Origin of the sequence: Embleya sp. NBC_00888 (assembly GCF_045207655.1) — a bacterium.
GTDB lineage: Bacteria > Actinomycetota > Actinomycetes > Streptomycetales > Streptomycetaceae > Embleya.
The window spans coordinates 564,047-581,697 of sequence record NZ_CP108785.1 but is presented as its reverse complement, the minus strand read 5'-3'; the positions used below and the strand labels follow the sequence as shown (position 1 = coordinate 581,697).

15 protein-coding genes and 3 pseudogenes are annotated in these 17,651 nt (G+C 71.1%); 10 read left to right on the top strand and 8 right to left on the bottom strand.

Features of this window, described 5'->3' with window-relative positions; all coding sequences use genetic code 11:
• The first annotated feature begins 10 nt into the window (after nt 1-10).
• The 3 genes and pseudogenes from OG948_RS36735 to OG948_RS36725 form a co-directional block, all read left to right on the top strand.
• Entirely contained in the window at nt 11-619 is a 609-nt protein-coding gene (locus OG948_RS36735; protein WP_331769309.1) for an RNA polymerase sigma factor, read from the top strand.
• A complete protein-coding gene (locus tag OG948_RS36730; RefSeq protein WP_331769308.1) occupies nt 616-1,587 on the top strand; it encodes a hypothetical protein in 972 nt (323 codons plus the stop codon). Before OG948_RS36735 ends, OG948_RS36730 begins: the two co-directional genes overlap by 4 nt.
• A gap of 271 nt (nt 1,588-1,858) precedes the next feature.
• A pseudogene (locus tag OG948_RS36725) lies at nt 1,859-2,434 on the top strand (serine/threonine-protein kinase); the annotation flags it as partial.
• A 60-nt stretch (nt 2,435-2,494) separates the two neighbouring features.
• On the opposite strand, the gene OG948_RS36720 reads toward OG948_RS36725, so the two are convergent.
• Together OG948_RS36720 and OG948_RS36715 are read right to left on the bottom strand one after the other, a co-directional pair.
• Nucleotides 2,495-3,277 (bottom strand): hypothetical protein, encoded by a 783-nt coding sequence (locus OG948_RS36720; protein ID WP_331773663.1) that lies wholly within the window; start codon nt 3,275-3,277, stop codon nt 2,495-2,497.
• 504 nt (nt 3,278-3,781) lie between these two features.
• Entirely contained in the window at nt 3,782-4,012 is a 231-nt protein-coding gene (locus tag OG948_RS36715; RefSeq protein ID WP_331769307.1) for a hypothetical protein, read from the bottom strand.
• Between the two features lie 340 nt (nt 4,013-4,352).
• Between OG948_RS36715 and OG948_RS36710 the strand changes: the two genes are divergently transcribed.
• From OG948_RS36710 to OG948_RS36700, 3 genes and pseudogenes are all read left to right on the top strand, one after another.
• Nucleotides 4,353-4,763, top strand: coding sequence for a Rid family hydrolase (locus OG948_RS36710; protein WP_331773416.1), 411 nt, complete (start codon nt 4,353-4,355; stop codon nt 4,761-4,763).
• 160 nt (nt 4,764-4,923) lie between these two features.
• Nucleotides 4,924-5,418 carry a hypothetical protein gene (locus OG948_RS36705; protein WP_331769306.1) on the top strand — a complete coding sequence of 165 codons (495 nt, stop codon included), beginning with the start codon at nt 4,924-4,926 and terminating at the stop codon, nt 5,416-5,418.
• A gap of 121 nt (nt 5,419-5,539) precedes the next feature.
• Nucleotides 5,540-6,216, top strand: a pseudogene (locus OG948_RS36700) (transposase); the annotation flags it as partial.
• Nucleotides 6,217-6,924: 708 nt separating this feature from the next.
• Here the strand turns inward: OG948_RS36700 and OG948_RS36695 are convergent.
• From OG948_RS36695 to OG948_RS36675, 5 genes and pseudogenes are all read right to left on the bottom strand, one after another.
• Nucleotides 6,925-7,366: pseudogene (locus OG948_RS36695) on the bottom strand (transposase); the annotation flags it as partial.
• Nucleotides 7,367-7,434: 68 nt separating this feature from the next.
• Nucleotides 7,435-8,262, bottom strand: a complete 828-nt coding sequence (locus OG948_RS36690) for an ABC transporter permease subunit (protein WP_331769305.1) — start codon at nt 8,260-8,262, stop codon at nt 7,435-7,437.
• Entirely contained in the window at nt 8,259-9,185 is a 927-nt protein-coding gene (locus OG948_RS36685; RefSeq protein WP_331769304.1) for an ATP-binding cassette domain-containing protein, read from the bottom strand. Before OG948_RS36685 ends, OG948_RS36690 begins: the two co-directional genes overlap by 4 nt.
• Nucleotides 9,186-10,126: 941 nt before the next feature.
• Nucleotides 10,127-11,260, bottom strand: coding sequence for an NAD(P)/FAD-dependent oxidoreductase (locus tag OG948_RS36680; RefSeq protein WP_331769303.1), 1,134 nt, complete (start codon nt 11,258-11,260; stop codon nt 10,127-10,129).
• Between the two features lie 67 nt (nt 11,261-11,327).
• Entirely contained in the window at nt 11,328-12,866 is a 1,539-nt protein-coding gene (locus tag OG948_RS36675; protein ID WP_331769302.1) for an MDR family MFS transporter, read from the bottom strand.
• 152 nt (nt 12,867-13,018) lie between these two features.
• Here OG948_RS36675 and OG948_RS36670 point away from each other — a divergent pair, with 152 nt between their 5' ends.
• A complete protein-coding gene (locus tag OG948_RS36670) occupies nt 13,019-13,648 on the top strand; it encodes a TetR/AcrR family transcriptional regulator (RefSeq protein ID WP_331769301.1) in 630 nt (209 codons plus the stop codon).
• Between the two features lie 284 nt (nt 13,649-13,932).
• Nucleotides 13,933-14,868: a sensor histidine kinase gene (locus OG948_RS36665; protein ID WP_406300467.1), complete on the top strand. Its 936-nt coding sequence runs from the start codon at nt 13,933-13,935 to the stop codon at nt 14,866-14,868.
• On the opposite strand, the gene OG948_RS36660 is transcribed toward OG948_RS36665, so the two are convergent.
• Entirely contained in the window at nt 14,817-15,281 is a 465-nt protein-coding gene (locus tag OG948_RS36660; RefSeq protein WP_331769299.1) for a MarR family winged helix-turn-helix transcriptional regulator, read from the bottom strand. The two genes, OG948_RS36665 and OG948_RS36660, sit on opposite strands and share 52 nt — an antisense overlap.
• 98 nt (nt 15,282-15,379) lie before the next feature.
• On the opposite strand from OG948_RS36660, the gene OG948_RS36655 reads away from it, so the two are divergent.
• Together OG948_RS36655 and OG948_RS36650 are read left to right on the top strand one after the other, a co-directional pair.
• Nucleotides 15,380-16,612, top strand: coding sequence for an amidohydrolase family protein (locus tag OG948_RS36655; protein WP_331769298.1), 1,233 nt, complete (start codon nt 15,380-15,382; stop codon nt 16,610-16,612).
• A gap of 88 nt (nt 16,613-16,700) precedes the next feature.
• Complete coding sequence (locus OG948_RS36650) at nt 16,701-17,645, top strand: amidohydrolase family protein (RefSeq protein ID WP_331769297.1); 945 nt, start codon at nt 16,701-16,703, stop codon at nt 17,643-17,645.
• Nucleotides 17,646-17,651 lie beyond the last annotated feature (6 nt).

Genomic DNA, 17,651 nt, shown 5'->3' with positions numbered 1-17,651 from the left:
AGTACCGGGTGTGACCATCACCCAACCCAGCGACCGCGCGTTGTGGGACAGAGCCTGTCGCGGCGAACCCGAGGCGTTCGGAGTGCTCTTCGAGCGGCATTCGCGCGCCGTCTACAACTTCCTGTCCCGTCGTACCGGGTCGTGGACCGAGGCCGAGGACCTGACCTCCGTGGTATTCCTCGACGCCTGGCGCAACCGCGATGCCGTCGTGCTCGACCGGGAGAGCGCGTTGCCGTGGCTGTTCGGCATCGCCCGCAACACGGCGGCGAACCGGGTCCGCGCGGTGCGCCGCTACCAAAAGCTCCAGGCCAGGCTGCCACGACCACTTCCGGTGCACGATCACGCTCAGGACGTCGCCGACCGGGTCGACGACGAGAACGCGCTCGTCGCGCTGCGGGCCTCGATACGGCGATTGCCCCGACACGAGCGCGAGGTCGTCGAACTGTGCCTGTGGAGCGGCCTGGACCAGCAGGCCGCCGCGACCGCCCTCGGCGTGGCCGTCGGCACGATCAAGTCGCGCCTGCATCGCGCCCGCCGCCGGCTCGGCGAGGACCTGCGCGCCGAGCACCCGACCCCCTCCCGAGCACCACACCCCACCGCCGAGGAGGCATCCCGATGAGCGCGACCCGTCCACCCGCCGACCGCGACCTGCCCAACGCGCCGGCCAGGCGCAACGAACTCGTCGCCCTCCTGGAGGCCGCCGAGGCCCGCGACGCCGCACCGAGACGACCCTGGGACCGGCTTCCACCGCGCGGCACGATGCCGCCGCGTCGAGTACTGATCCCGATCGCCGCCGCCGTCGCGGTCGGAGCGCTGGTCACCGGTGTCGTGACCACGTTGCACGCGCAGGACGGCACGACCGGTCCGGCCGCGGTGGGCACCGCGCCGGCAACCACCGGGCCGCCCCCTCCCGCCGGAGGCCCGACCCCGCCCGCGGGCCAGGTGCCGGTACCGGCCGACCGCGCCGTCCCGCCGGCCGACGCCGCGCGCCTGGTCCGCGACTGCGTCGCCTCCAGCGGGCACAACGCACCCGATCTCGCCGCCCGCTACCGACCCTACTTCGCTGTACGCGCCCCCGAACCTCAGGAACCAGAACGCCTGTTCGTCCTCGCCGTCGACGACGCGGACCACGCCGTCGGCTGCACCGGCGGCGGACGCTCGACCGCCTCACCCGACGGGATCACCTTCGACCTCGCGCTGCTGACCGGCGTGGTCGACATCGATGACGAGGGCACCACCAAGTCCGGCACGCGGTACCTCAACCACCTTCGCGGCCGCTACGCCGGCCCGGTCGTGCGGGTCACCGTGGACCACGGCGAAGGCGAGCGCCCGGCACTCCTGGCCGGCGGCATCTGGTACGCCGAAGCCCCGACCGCGCGCATGCCGGATCCCTTGGCCACGGCCCACGTGCGCGGATACGACGCCGGCGGCACGATCGTCTGGGACTCGACCCGCGACGCCCCCACACCCAACGGCCCCTGCGTCCGCACCCCAGACAACCGCCTCCTCGGCTACCAGGGCCGCCCCGAACAATCCCCCGCCCCCGACACCTGCCGCCCCGCCATCCCTTGGACCGCAGGCAAATAACCCCCACCCCAGGAGAGTTCGTCCCGGCACCTCGCCTCGACGAGGGCGGTTCGAAGCGGTTGACCCCTTGTCCATCCCCCTACCGTCCCGATTCGCCGCACCGCACTGCTGCCGCGCCCCGCCGCGGACCACACGGAGGCGCCGGCGGGAGCTGTTCCGTGCCGGTTCGGTACGGGCTTGCCGTGCGCACCGGGCAACGGCGAATTTCGGGTGATCGTATTGTTCGGGGGGTGGTGCAGTCGGGCGGGCCCCGACCCGACGGGGGTGTGGTGTGCGGGGGTTGGCGCAGGACGATCCGGTCGCGATCGGGGGGTACCGCCTGCTGCGGCATCTCGGTTCGGGCGGGATGGGTCGGGTGTACCTCGGGCGGACCGGGCGGGGGAGCCTGGTCGCGGTGAAGGTGGTGCGTCCGGAACTGGCCGACGACCAGGAGTTCCGGGTGCGGTTCCGGCGCGAGGTCGAGGCGGGCCGACGGGTGGCCGGGCCGTGGACCGCGACCGTGCCGGACGCGGATGCCGAGGCGTCGCGGCCGTGGCTGGTCACCCGGTTCATCGCCGGGCCGTCGCTGCACGAGGCGGTTCGGCCGGCCGGGCCGCTGCCCGAGGGGGCGGTACGGGCGCCGGCCGCGGGGCCGGCGGCGGCGCCGGTGAGCGTGCACGACGCCGGGCTCGTGCACCGCGACCTCAAGCCCTCGAACGTACTGCTCACCCTCGACGGTCCCCGCGTGATCGACTTCGGCATCGCCCGGGCCGCGGACGCCACCGCGCTGACCACGACGGGCGTATCCGTCGGCTCGCCCGCGTTCATGTCGCCGGAGCAGGCCAACGGCCTCGACGTCGGGCCGGCCGAGGGGCGTGTCTCCCCACCTCGCTCGCCGCGACCTCGTGGGGGCGGCGGTGGGCGTGGGTTACGCGAACCCGACCCGGTCGGTGACGTCCTCGCCCCGTGCGGCGTCGCCCGCGAGCAGCTTCATGATGCAGCCGCGTGGGGAGATGGTTCCGTCGTCGGCGCGGCGGACCCTGGGGCTGCCGGAGCGGGCCATGGCCTGGGCGGCGGAGAGCAGTCCTTCGGTGATCTCGGTGGTCATCGGCGCCCGGTGGACCTCGATCACGTCCTTGAGGTCTCCCTCGCCGCCGGGTGCGGTGACCGTTCCGGTGAACCGCCAGGCCTGCAGGGCGTCGGGGACGGTGGCCCGGAAGAAGGCGACGAAGTCGGCTTCGAGGACGCGCAGGATCGGCCGGGCCTCCAGCCATGCCATGTGGCCCGGGGGGACGGTCACCTCCAGAGATTCGGTGAACGTCTTCTCGGTGGTCCACGTCTGTCCGAAGGCGGTGGCCACCGCCGCCTCGACCGCGGTGAGGAACCCGGCCTGCACGCGGGGGGAGATCGGGAACGAGGCCCAGGCGTCGACGGGTTCGCTCGCGGTGAGCGTTTGCCGGATCGGCTCCGAGGTCGGGTTGGCCACGCCCGAGCCGATCGTGCGTTGTTCCCCGTGTTCGTAGCGCATCGCGCGTGGGCGTCCGACGACTCCCCAGGCCCCGGCGCCGATGTCGGTGAGGGCCCACATCTCCGCGGGGATTTCGGTGGGGTTGCCTTCCGGCAGGTCGGCGATGGTGGTCGGGTCGATCCCGAACTTGCGCAGTTCCGCGTCGATGGCGGTGTTGTCCGGCCGGCGCTCCAGCAGTGCCACGTGTTCTCCAGGTTGTTCGGCGCGGCGGGCCCGCTCGAAGGGCGGCGGACAGCCCGGCCGCGAACGCCATCAAGAGATCGCATCCTGTCACCGAAAGGGTGCGATGAGTAGTCGCGATGCGGTCGAGATCCCGGCGGCGCGAGGTCCCGCGCGGCGTGAACGAGGGGATCCTCCGCCGTCCGGGGCGTGCCCCGCGTGGCAGGGCCGTGCCCCGAGACGGGCGCGCGGCGGCCCCGTCGCTGTGCGGGGCCGCGGGTTGTGGGTCCGCCGAGGCGCAGGCACGGGGCGTTCGCCGAGTTCGACGCGTTGCGCGTGCGGGGTGTCGTGCTCGGTCAGCCTGGGGTGACCACCAGGGCCAGGGGGCCGGAGTCGGCCACGTACCTGGTGATGGTGTTCGTTCCGGGAATCCGCGGGGCCGGGGCGCCGTCCGGGGCCCTCGGGCCCTCTCGTGACGGTCCGCCACCCGCCCCGGCAGCCGGGGTCGGGGCGGGCGTCGCGGGGGCGTCAGGCGTTGCCGCGGTAGCCGAAGCCGAGCGGGCCCTCGCCGGGGAACTGCGCGCTGCCCCGGTAGGTGGGGTCGTTCGCGAGGGACATGCTGCCCTCGCCGGCGTCGCCGTGCCAGGTGAGCGTGGTGCCGTCCCGGGCGATCCCGGTGTCGGCGGCGGCAACTTCCGCCCCGGCCAGGACGGCGGCGGCCACCGCGGCGGTGAGCAGGGCGATTCGGGTCGTGCGCATCGGGACTCCCGGAGGGTCGGGACGGTGTCGGGGCCATTCCACCGGCCTCCGGGCGCCGCGCCCGGGCCGACACGGGCAGGGCGAGGGCGAACCATCCGATCGGACGGCCCCGGCCACAACGGGACTTCCTCGTCCGCCGCACCCACGGCCTGGCTTCGTTGATCTCCAGGAACAGCGTTTGTCGACTGGTTCCGGAGTCGGTTGGTGATCATGCGGTTCATGAATGTCGAGCAGAAATGACGGCGTTGCCGTGGGGGCGGCGATAAAAGGGAAGGCGGGAGCCGCCGGGGTGCCGGCAAGATGTCCGCGCTCAGCACCCGAGGAGAAAGGCCCCACGACCGTGGCTCGTGCCATTACTTTGATCCGCTCCGCCTCCCTGTCCGACGTCGCCGAGTACGCCTACGCTGCCACGGCGCCTGCCGATTCACGCCTGATCTTCCTCGCCGGGTCATGTCCGCTGAACGATGACGGCTCCACGGCAGCGATCGGGGACTACGCGGGCCAGGCAGCGAAAGCGATCGAGAACATGCAGGCTGCTCTCACTGCCTCGGGTGCGTCACTCCAGGACGTCATCAGCACAAGGGTTCTCGTCGCATCGGCCCGGCGGGAGGACTTGGTGACCGCCTGGCAGGTAGTCCGGGACTCGTTCGCCGACCATGACGTCCCCAGCACCTTGATGGGGGTCACCGTGCTCGGTTACAAGGACCAACTCGTCGAGATCGAGGCCGTCGCCGCCGTGCTCGATTCCTGAGACCTCGAGCCTACCGATTTCTGGGGCGCGATCCAGACTCCCGGCCTCGCCTGCCGGTCCGCGCCGTGAGCCGAGTTCGTGAGCCGATGACCGCCCACCGGACCGGCAGGTACCGTGGGATCGGAAGGGGCTCCGCCCATCCTGTGTCGAGGGGGACGACATGAGCGCTCAGCCGGATCACGTGCCGCCGCGTCCGGCCGTGCCGCGGACGATTCGCGGGGTGCGCCGTGCGCTCGACCAGGAGCAGCGCGCCGCGTTCGAGGAGGAACTCGCGGACGCGGAACTGGGCGCCGTGGACGACCTGTTGTTCCTGTGGTGGGGCATCGATCGCCACGTGCGGGCACGACCCGCAGGTGATCGCGGACCTGCGGGCTGCCGACGCAGGTACGTTGGAGTCTCGTCCGGCCGATCCGGTCTCCGACGAGGCCCAGGGCTGGTCCGGCCGGACGGGCGAGCGGTGACGTACCGGATCGAGTACGCGAATCCGCCGCAGGCCGAGCTGCGGGCGATGGACGCGAAGACCCGGGCCGCGTTCGACGACGGCATCACAGCCGTCGCCCGGGACCCCTATGGAGCCGGATCGAAGCCGTACCCGGGCGGGGGGAGCGACGACCACCGGATCACCCAGGTCGGCGGCGTCGCCATCATCACCTGACAGGTGTCCCGGTCGGCGCTACTGGTCACCGTCGTCAAACTCGTCGCCCGCTGACGCCGTACGCCGCGACGAGCAACGACAATCCCGCGACACCGGACACCCCACCCCGTCGTCACCCCCTCGCACCCCGCCCGAGCGATGGCATCAGGTTCACGACCTGCTCGGCAGGGGCGTCAGCCTCCTCGAATGCGCCCGCCGGCTGGACGTTTCCCCGAACACCGTCAAGCGGTACGCGCGCACGCGCGAACCCGACGCCCGGCGACGCGCCCCGCGCTACCAGCCGACGTTGGTCGACCCCCACCGCGAGCACCTGCGCGCACGCCGCGCGGCCAACCCTGCCGTGCACGTGCCCCAGTTCTTTCGTGAGATCCAGGAACTCGGCTACACCGGCAGCTTCAACCTTCTCCACCGCCATATCACCCAGGGTCGGGCGAGGGCGACCGGCCCGTCACCACCCCCAGACGCTTCGCCCGCCTCCTCCTCACCCGCCCGGACAACCGCCGCGACAAGGACACCGACCTCATCCGAGACCTCGCCGCCGCATGCCCCGAGATGGCGCAACTCCAGTCCCACTTGGCGGAGTTCGCCACGCTACTGGCTTTCGACCCGGGGAACGACACCGAGCTCACGGCATGGATCGCAGCCGTCCGCGCGTCCGAACCGCCCCACCTGCACTCCTTCGCAAACGGCCTCGAACTCGACCGCGCAGCAGCCGACGCCGCGCTCACCACGCCCCACCACAACGGCCGCACGGAAGGCGTCAACACCCGAATCAAACGCATCATGAGGCAAATGCACCTCCACCTGCCCTGGCCCATGCTGTGCCTGGAGGCTGCGCCCACGGCCGCTCCACGTGCGACGACCGACTCCGCCGTCGCGCAGGACGCGCTGCCCGGCCTCGTTCGTGTGGACTCCAGCGTCGTCCTGGCCGTCGCGGCCGGGCCGCAGGAACCGCAGCGGACCGTGGTGCCCACCCCGACGGACCGACCTGCCGACACCACCCTCGAGTCGGAATCCCGATCGGATCCCGAACCGGCTCGTGGTGACGATCCAAGTGACGTACGGGCCCGGGGCGCCATGGCGTAGGCCGTTCCAACCTCTCGAACCGCCACGGCAGCGGGTCGACGCACGCGTGGATACCCGGCGTCGGCGAACCCGCGCTCTCGCGCATCAACACGGCCGCCTGGATCATGCGCCCGGACGCGATCAGGCGATCCACTTCGGTCCGCGCGTCCTGCGGGAGCCGATTCCACAACGCGGGTCCTGATCGGCCACTTCGGAACGGGAAGGCGCACCGGTTGATCGGCGCCGGGGTCGCAGTCGCCGAGGCCGGGCCCGGTCCGCTGCACCACGGTCCGTCCCGACTACGAACGGCCCAAGGCCGCCGGGCAGAATCGGCCTGTGGCTCGCGGCGGCATGACTCCGCCGTTATGGCACTGTGTCGCGGCCCGTGAACGAAGTGGCCGGCTGGTATATGGAGTACGAACCCGACCCGCCGATCGGATGGCGGCGTCGGCCAACCGTCCCGGTTCGAACACGGCGTCGTTCCTCCCGGTCCGGGTCGATTCCGGCCCCGTTCCCGTCTTGTTCCTCCGGGCCGCCCCTTTTGTCGGGCCTTCTCCTCCTCGGCGGCGGCCTTCTCCAAGGCGGTGAGCGTGTCGGGGTCGAGATGCATCCCGGCGGCGTCGTGGTGTGCCCGGACGGTGGTGGAGTCCACGCTCACCAGCGACAGGTCCACTCCGCCCCGCTCCGCGGCCTCCGCGATCAGGCCCTCCAACAGGGCCTCGAAGACACCGGCGGCCCGCCACCGCCGGAAACGGTTGTGCACGGTCGGCCACGCACCGAACCGCTCCGGCATCCCACGCGACTGCGCACCCGTCCGAAACTTCCGGATCACGCCCTCGAACTGCTGCCGCAGCCGCTCGGGACACGGACCGTACGCACCGATCGCATGCGTCCCCGCGCCAGTTCCCGACCCTACTCGGACACATCCGACTTCATTGGGGATCGGCAGTGTCAGGCATCGCGGTGCTTGAGCCGGTGTGCGGCTGCGGCCAGTGCGATGACCGCGTACGCGCAGAGCGTCGCGAACGCGGCTCCCGGGGAGAGGAAGTCGTCGTGCCGTGGGACGGTGATGAGCGCCTCGCCCGCGTAGCCGGGAAGGTAGCGCGTGATGTGTGCGCCGGTCGATCCGGTTACCAGTTCGAGGAGGACCGGCAGGAGCATCAGCAGCCCGAGGAGGGCGGTGATGGCGGCGGCGGTGTTGCGCAGCAGCGTACCCAGGGCCACGCCGATCAGTCCGATCGCGGTGAGGTACAGGCCGGTACCGACGACCGCGCGCAGCACACCGGGCGCGGACAGGTTGGTCTGCAGGTGGTTGGGGGCGAGCAGGGCCTGGGCGATGAAGAAGGATGCGAAGGACGCGGCGGTCATGGTGACCAGGGTGACCGCGCCGAAGGCCGTGCACTTGGCCCAGAGCACGGGCAGCCGCCTGGGTACGGCGGTCAACGTCGCCTTGATCATTCCGGTGGCGTACTCGCCGCTGATGACCAGGACGGCGAGCACGGCGATGGCGATGCGCGCCACGAAGTGCCCCTGCAGCGCGATGGTGGTCGGGTCGAAGGACGCCTTGGAGCCGGCGGACATGGTCGGCCATCGATGTGTGGTGACGGTGGCGCCCACGACGCTGATGGCGACCATCAGGAGGAATGCCACCGCCAGCGTGACCTGGGTGGAGCGCAGGCTGCGCAGCTTGATCCACTCGGAGGTGAACACTCGCCGCAGGGTGACCGGCTGCGCTGTGGGGGCCGTCCGCGTGGGCCGGGGGAGGGTTTCGGTGGTCATGCGGGTTGCCTTTCGGTGGTCGTCGAGGCCTTGTATTCGACGGCGTCGGCGGTCAGTTGCATGAACGCGTCCTCCAGTGAGGCGCGCTGGAGGGCGAGTTCGTACAGGGTGATCCGGTGCTCGCCGGCCACGGTGCCGATGTGGTCGGTGTCCAGGCCGGTGACGGTGAGTACGCCGGGTTCGTCGCTGTGGATGCTCACGCCGGGTCCGGCGATCAGGTCGTGCAGCATCGTGGCCTGGGGGGTGCGGACCCGCACGGTGTTGGAGGAGGCGAGGTCGATGAAGTCGGCGACGGAGGTGTCGGCGATGATTTCGCCGCGGCCGACCACGATCAGGTGCTCGGCGGTCAGTGCCATCTCGCTCATCAGGTGGCTGGAGACGAACACGGTGCGGCCTTCGGCTGCCAGGCCGCGCAGCAGGTTGCGCACCCAGCGCACGCCTTCGGGGTCGAGGCCGTTGACCGGCTCGTCGAGGATCACCGTCCGGGGGTCGCCGAGCAGGGCGGAGGCGATGCCCAGGCGTTGGCCCATGCCCAGGGAGAAGCCTCCGGCGCGTTTCTTGGCGACTTGGCGCAGGCCGACGAGGTCGATGACCTCCTTGACCCGGCGTCGTCCGATGCCGTGGGTGGCGGCCAGCGCGAGGAGGTGGTCCTGGGCCGAGCGGCCGGTGTGCACCGCTCGTGCCTCCAGCATGATGCCGACCTCGCCCAGGGGCGCGGCGTGTTGGGCGTAGGGCTTGCCGTTGACGCGGACGGTGCCGGAGCTGGGCGCGTCCAGGCCGACGATCATGCGCATGGTCGTGGATTTGCCGGCTCCGTTGGGTCCCAGGAAGCCGGTGACGATGCCCGGGCGCACCGTGAACGTCAGGCCGTTGACGGCGGTCTTGTCTCCGTACCGCTTGGCAAGGTTGTTCGCCTCGATCATCGCGATGTCCTTTCGTAGTGAACTGCTGTGTGGTGGTGGCGTGTTCGTCGCTCGGGGCTGCGGTCGACGCTGACGTCGCCGCGGATGAGCCGGGAGCAGATGGCTCCGCGGGGACGGGGCGTGGGATCGGTACCGCGTTGGCCGGGAACCATGGAATGCGCCCCGATCGAACCGGCGGGGTGGTGCATGCCGGCCGCGCGGCCGGCTGGGATCGGCGTGGTTGCCGGATCCACCGCACGCTTCGGGGTCCGGGCCGTCGACCGGCTCTTCCGGCACCTTCTGCGGGTCGCCGAGCCAGGACGGCGGCAATGCCCGGGTGCCGGCTCATGGCGAGCGAGAAGGTCTTGACGCGCGGGGTGGCGACTTGGCCGAGTCCGGCCGTGTCCGGGACCTGTTCGACGAGGCTGCGCGTGATGTCGTGCGTGTGGGCGAGTATGAGGAGGTGGGCCGCGGCCGAGCGGTCGCGGTGCACGCTGCGGGCCCCGGCAGCGCCGGCCTCACGTAGGAACGCGGCGAGCCGGGCGGGATGGCTTCGACACCCTTGTCGGCGATCTTGCGGCGGAGCACGGTGCAGCGTGTCGTGGGTGATGACCGCGGGTCCGCCGGTCCTGCACTTGCGTGCTGCGGCGTCGAGACATTCGCGGGTGGATTTGCCGACGTCCTCGCGTTCGGTCTGCGCCATGGCCGCGAAGAACCCGAACAGGATGCATTCGGGCCCGGTGGGTCGTAGGTCCCGGGGCAGCGGCCCCGCGAGCATCTCCAGGAACGGGGGCGTGTGCGGTCAAGTGATCTGCCGGCGGCGCGAGTTCGGCTGCGTCTCGCCCCTGCCTCGCCATCTCGTACAGCGCCAGGCACCCGGCAGCGCGGGCCTTGATCCCGCGAGCCGGCGGTCCCCGCCGCGAGCGGGGCCCCGAGGACGGATGGTGCGGGGATACCGGGGGTCAGTTGCCTTCGTCGGTGGCGAAGTCTGGCAGTTCGGTGGACAGTAGTTCCTCGGCGCCGTGCTCGAGGAACTGCTGCATCTCGTTGGCGCGGGGCAGCATGGTCTTCTCGTAGGCGCGGATGGCGTCGTCGATGGTGCTGTTTTTCGCAATGGCGAGGGCGAGTTCGCAGGCGTCCAGCATGGCGAGGTTGACGCCCACGCCGAGCGGGGGCATGAGGTGGGCGGCGTCGCCCAGCAGGGTGATCGTGGGGGTGTGCTCCCAGGTGTGCGGGACGGGCAGAGCGTAGATCGGCCGGTCGGCGTAGAGACCGTCGTTGTCGGCGAGCAGTTGGCGCAGTCGCGGTGACCAGTCGCGGTAGCGGTCCAGGAGGATGGCGCGGATGGCGTCGGTGTCCTGGATGGTCGGGCCGCTTTCGGTGATCCAGTCGGCGGGGACGCGTTGGATGATGTAGACGCGGATGTGGTCGCCGCTGTTGCGTTGGGCGAACAGGCCGCGCTCGCCGTCGGTGGCGGCGGCGCCGCCCTGGCCGACGAGTTCGGCGATGTCGGGGTGCCGGTTCTCGACGTCGTGGAACCAGGCTTCGAGGAAGCTCACGCCGCTGTACTGGGGGGTGGCCGGGGAGATGGCGCGGCGCACCTTGGACCAGGCGCCGTCGGCGCCGACGACGAGGTCGGCTTCGATGGTGGCGCCGTCGGCGAAGTGCAGCCGGCGGGGTCCTTCGTCGGGGCCGTCGACGGAGCGAAGGGCGTGGCCCCAGCGCACGGTGTCGGGCTGGAGGGAGTCGAGGAGGAGGTCGCGGAGGTGGCCGCGGTCGATCTCCGGCTTGAAGCGTTCGCCTTCCTCGGGGATGTGGTGGAAGAGGATCGATCCGGACGGGTCCATCTGGCGCATCTCCTGGCCCTCGGGGCGGGACAGCCGGAGGAACTCCTCCAGCAGTCCGGCTTCGCGCAGGGCGATCTGGCCGTTGTCCTCGCGCAGGTCGAGGGTGCCGCCCTGGTTGCGGGCGTCGGGGCCTGCCTCCCCGTCGTAGACGGTGACGTCGATGTTGTGGCGCTGGAGGATGCGGGCGCAGGTCAGGCCGCCGGGGCCGGCGCCGATGATCGCGATGCGGGGGGCTGGGGCGGTGTTCACGGCGGTGCTCCGTTCGTGTCGCGCGGCACTGTGCCTGCGCGGGTATGGTGCGGCGTACGGGGTGGTGTCAGGTGGCCGCAGTCGCGGAGACGTTCTTCGAGCCATCGGCGGCGGGCGTGGGCGGACCGGCGGCCTTCAACGGGACTTCGATGACGAACAGCGCGGCGACGAAGGCGATCGCGCAGACGACTGCGGCCGCCATGAAGATGTGGCTGGTGCCGGTGCTGACGGCGGTGAGGTAGGCATCCTCCGCGCCGGCCGGCAGGTTCGGCAGGGCGCCCGGGGCGATGTCGGCGCCGGGGGGCACATGGGGCTGGGCGGCGCGGGTGAACAGCGAGCCGAACACCGCCACGCCCAGCGAACCGCCCAGGCTGCGAAAGAGGTTGACGGAACTCATGGCCGCGCCCATGTCGCGCATCGAGACGCTGTTTTGGGCGATGGTGCCGGCCATCTGCATGGTGAAGCCGAGACCGATGCCGACGAGAACCATGTAGAGGCCGGTCAGCAGGTGGGAGGTGTCGGCGTCCATGGTGGCCAGCAGGGCGAGCCCGGCGGTGAGGGACGCGGTGCCGAGGACGGGGAAGATCTTGTACCTGCCGGTGGCGGACATGACCTTGCCCGCGATGGTCGAGACGATGACGACGGGGAGCATCATCGGCAGCATCAGAAGGCCGGAGTTGGTGGCCGAGGCGCCCTGGACCGTCTGCTGGAACAGCGGCAGGTAGAGGCCGGCGCCGAACACGACCACGCCCGCGGCCACGATCATGACCATCGCCAGCGGGTAGTTCCGGTGGCCGGTGAACACCGACAGAGGCAGCAGCGGCTCGCTGACCCGCTTCTCCACACCGACGAACGCGGCGAGTCCGGCCACGGCAGCGACTGCCGGCGACAGGATTTGCCAGGAGCCCCACGTATAGGTGTTGCCCGCCCAGGTGGCGGCCAGGACTATCGCGGTGATGGAGAGGGTCAGCAGGGCGATGCCCGCCCAGTCGACCTTCGCCCTGATCCGCGTGGCGGGGACGTGCAGCGTCAGCCCCAGCCACACCAGGGCGACCAAGCCGAGGGGGAGGTTGATGTAGAAGGCCCAGCGCCAGTCGAAGTGGCCGGTGACGAAGCCGCCGAGCAGCGGTCCGCCGATGGTGCCGATCGCCATGACGGAGGCGGTCAGGCCCTGGTACTTGCCGCGCTCACGCGGCGGCACGAGGGCTCCGATCAGAGCGAAGGCGCCCGCGCCGATGCCGCCGGCGCCGATGCCCTGCACGACGCGGAACGCGATCAGCTCGCCCATGGACCGGGAGGCCCCGCACAGGGCGGACCCGACGATGAACACCGCGATCGAGGCCAGGTACATGGATTTACGGCCGAACAGGTCACCGAACTTGCCCCAGACGGGTGTCGTCACGGCGGTGACCAGGGTGTACGCGGTCACCACCCACGAGACGTGGTCCAGGCCGCGCAGGTCGCCGACGATCGTGGGCATCGCGGTGCTGACGACCATGTTGTCGAGCATCGCCAGCAGCATCGCGAGCATCACGCCGAGCAGCACCCAGCGCACGTCTCTGGGCACTGCCGGCGGCGTGGAAGGGAGGGACGCAGGGTCGGACATGGTTGATCGCTCCCATGGGCGCGGAAGAGACAGGACGGGAAAGAGGGGGGTGCGGAGTGATCCGCACTGCCGCCGCCCCAGAAAAGCACACCCACCAAGAAAGTGCAACGATGCAACTTTTTAAGTCGGGTGTTATTGCGTACGATGACAGCATGACGACCCCGGCCCAGAGCTCACCCCCGGTTCCGGTGGGACGGCGCGAACGCAAGAAGGCCGCAACCCGCCAGGCCCTCGCCGACGCCGCCCTGGAACTCTTCCTCGCCCGCGGCTACGACGCGGTGACCCTGCACGAGATCGCCGAGGCGGCCGACGTGTCCACCACCACGCTCCTCAAGCACTTCCCCGGCAAGGAGGCCCTCGTCTTCGACGAGGACGCGGACCAGGAGGCCGCGCTCGTCGCCGCCGTCCACGACCGCGCGCCCGGCACGACCGTCCCCCAGGCACTGTGCGCGCACGTCAAGCACGTCCGCCTGCGGACGGCCGACTCCGACCCCCGCTACACCGACTTCTACAACCTCGTGACCAACACCCCCGCCCTCGGCGACTACGCCCACCGCATGTGGATGCGCCACCAGGACGCCCTCGCGCTCGCCATCGCCCACGACGCCGGCACCCCGCCCGACGACCCTCGCAGCGCGGCCCTGGCCCGCTTCGCCCTGGAGGCCTCCGCCCTGGCCCACCGCGCCCGGAACCCCGAACAAGCCGTCGACGCCGCCTTCCACCTCCTCGAACACGGATGGAATACCACGACGACCGGACACCCCGACCCCGGCCACTCCTGACCTGCGGCCGAAGCCACCGGGGATCGGGATAACCCCGGAGGTGGGATGTCGACGAGTTCGGACGCCAAGACACGACAACCCGTCGTATCCCTGGCATCCGAGGCCCGGCCGAGCGCGGCCTTCGGAAGAAGGCCCCGACCCAATACATTCCTGAGGAACGACTGCGCCGCGCCGACCACTTCCTCGGCAAGGACACCGTCGACGACGTCCCGACCGTCCCCGTCGCCAACCTCCTGCTCGACGCCGCCTTGGACCGCGACCACGTCCACGAGGTCCAAATCACCATGGCCGAGGACTTCGACGTCGCCCGAGCGTTGGCCCTTGTGATGCGGCTGGCCCGTTACGGCACGGCGCAGCGGGTGCAGGGCTTGGAGATCACGCGGCTACCCGCGAACGCGGTCATGGGCGACACCCGGCCGGCGGCACCGGACGGCACCGACGAACTGCACCGCCTCGCGGACACCTTCGACACCATGTTGGACCGGCCGGAGAAGGCCTTCGACAGTCAGCGCCGCTTCGTCGCCAACGCCTCGCACGAACTGCGCACCCCACTCGCCGTCCAGCGTGCCGGCCTTCAGGTCGGTCTCGCCGACCCGCTGCCGGAGGGTCTCGCCGAGGTCCGCGAGGACCTGCTCACCGCCAACCGGGACGCCGAGAAGCTGATCGCCGCACTGCTGCTGCTCGCCCGCAGCGACTGCGGGCTCCACGACACCGAGCCGGTCGACCTTCGAGACCTCGCCCGACAGGCCGCCGCGGAACTCGCCGCCCCGGCCGACGAGAAGGACGTGGCCGTGACGGTGACCGGCTCCCCCATCGACATCGACGGCGACCCCGTACTCCTGCGCCATCTCCTGACCAACCTGATCGGCAACGCCATCCGCTACAACCACGCCGGCGGCCGCGTGGACGTGGCCCTCGAACGCCGGACCCTGACCGTCACCAACACCGGCTCCGAGATCCCCGCCGACCGGGTGAACAGTTCGAGCCGTTCCGATGCATTGCCCACCAACGTTGTTGACAGATCAGTCGGAACCGTCGAGGTGGTGAGATGGACGTGCTGGAGGAGCGGCCGACCGCGACCGAGGATGGGCCGGTTGCCTTGGGCGTCTTCCTGCAAGGCCGGCTCGCACGGTCGAGGAACGTCGGCAGCCGTCGATGAGTGGTCGGCTCACTCTTCCGACCTGCCGCGGGCCGTCCAGGCGCTCGCGTCCTGGCCGTAGCGGGTGAGGAAGCGCGCGAACTGCAAGCGGTCCGCGCTGCTCCAGTGCGCGGTGATCTCCTCGAAGGCACGGCGCTGCTCGGCGGCGTAGTCCCGGCGCGCGGACTCTCCGGCGTCGGTGAGTTCGAGCAGGCTGCTGCGCCCGTCCTGTTGGGAGGCGACGCGGCGGAGCAGGCCCTCCGCTGTGCACGCGGCGATGGCGCGGCTGGCGACGGGCTGGGCGACGCCCATCTCCTCGGCAACGCCTCCCACCGTGATCCGGCCTGCTGCCTCGCCGACCAGGTTCAGGACGATGTTGCGGGTCAGATCCCCACGACCGCCGCCGACGCGCCGACGCAGCCTGGACAGCGCCGGCCCCACGTCGTCGAGAAGCGACTCGTCGTAGGCGGGCACAGGCTGTCCTTGGCTGGTCACGCCTCAAATCTACGACACATCCGATCAACATGCATGCCATATGTATATGACTTAGGGTATGAATTGAAGGGTTGGTCCACCGGAAGCGAGGCACAGCCATGAGCACCACCGCCATCACCGGCGCGCGAGTCTTCGACGGGGAGAAGCCGCTGGGCGTCACCACCGTCGTGATCGAAGGGGGAAGGATCGTCCAGGTCGGCGGCGACGCGCCGCCCGGGGCCGAGGTCGTCGACGGGTCCGGGGCTACGCTGCTGCCGGGTCTGATCGACGCGCACGTCCACACCGACCGCGACTCCCTCGCGCTGGCGCTGAAGTTCGGCGTCACCACCGAACTGGAGATGCAGGGCGTTCACACCCGAGACCGGCGCGGAGCGATCAGCGAGGACGACTCGGTGGCCGACGTGCGCTCGTCCGGCTTCGCGCTGACCCCGCCCGGCGGGCACCCCAGCGAGTTGTTCCCCGAGGACTTCCACCCGTTCGGGCCCGCCGACGGCGCAGGCGGCGGCCACCGGGGTGAGCCGCCCTACCACCCCGACGCCACCAGCCCCGAGGCCGCGGCAGCCTCCATCCCGCAACTGATCGCGCACGGCTCGGACTACATCAAGTTCATGATCGACGACGGCAGCGTCGAGGGGCACCCGGGCCTGCCCATGCTCGACCAGGCCACCTTGAACGCCGGCGTCGCCGCGGCAAGGAAGCACGGCGCGCTGACCGTCGCCCATGTGCTGACCATCGACGCCACCCGCATGGCCGTCGAGGCCGGCATCGACGGCCTGGTCCACCTGTTCGTCGAACCCCCCACAGACGAGATCATCAGCATGATCAAGGACGCCGAGGTGTTCGTCGTGCCCTGCACCGTGCTGAACGCCTCCCTGATGGGCATCACCGGCGACCAGCTGGCCGACGACCCGCGCGTGGCCTCCCGCCTCGGCACCGACTGGGACGCCACCTTGCGCTCCTGCTTCGGCCACTACCCCCAGGGCAAGCTCCAGGACGTCCTGGACAGCGTCAGGGCCCTCGCCGACGCCGGGGTGGACCTGCTGGTGGGCACCGACGTCTCCGTGCCCATGCCGTTCCTCGGCGGTCTCGCCCACGGCGCCAGTGTCCACCAGGAACTGCAGCACCTCGTCCAAGCCGGTCTGACCCCCGCAGCGGCGCTGCGCGCGGCCACCGCCACCACCGCCCGCCGTTTCAACCTCTCCGACCGCGGCCGGATCGCCGAGGGCCTGCGCGCCGACCTGCTCCTGGTCGACGGCGACCCCACCACCACCATCACCGACACCCTCAACACCCGTGCGGTGTGGCGCCGCGGCGCTCACCTGGCCGCCTGAACCCCGTCAGACCCAGGGGGCCGGGCCCCGAAGGGCCCGGCCCTGTCCTTCCCGTACCCCTTCCTTCACGCAGCGAGGTGACTGCGCCATGCCCACCCACCGCATCGACGTCCACGCCCACTACTTCGGCGGCGGCGCCGTCGCCGCCCTGGCCGGGAAGCAGCCCCCTCCCGGTGCGAGCGCGCCGTGGAGCGCCGAATCCACGCTGGAAGCCATGGAGCGCACCGGCACCGCCGTCCAGATCCTGTCGGTTCCCTTCACCCCTCAATCGCAGAGCGGCGGCGACGCCAAAGGTCTGGCCCGACGCATCAACGAGGACCTCGCCACCCTGATCGAACAGCACCCCGACCGCTTCGGCGCGCTGGCCTGTCTGCCGGGCGACGACCCCGACACCATGCTCGACGAACTCGCCTACGCCCTGGACACCCTGCACCTGGACGGCGTCGGCCTGACCTCCAACGTCACCGGCCGCTACCTCGGCAACCCTTGGTTCGAACCCCTCCTGGCCGAACTGGACCACCGCGCCGTCCCGACCCTGATCCACCCGACCAACTGTCCCCACGCCACCGAACTCGCGCAGGGCCGCCACCCGTCGGTGATCGAATACCCCTTCGACACCGCCCGCACCATCACCGACGCCCTGTTCGCCGGCGTCTTTCATCGCCACCCCGACCTGGCACTGATCCTGCCCCACCTGGGCGGCCCGCTGCCCGCCCTGGCCTGGCGCATCGCCGAATGCACCACCATGCCCGGCCCCCACGACCCAACCACCGTCACCCCCGAACACGTCACCAAGGTCCTGGCCGCCCTGTACTACGACACCGCCATGGGTGGCAGCCCCCACGCCCTTCTGCCCGCTCTCCAGGTCGCCGGCACCAACCACCTCCTGTTCGGCACCGACGCCGGCGCCGCCCCGCCCGCCACCATCGACCGCGCCATCACCGCGCTGACCACCACCCTGCACAGCAGCGACCTGCACGCCGTCGAACACGACAACGCCCTTCGCCTCTTCCCCCGCCTCGCTGCCCGCTGACAGCAA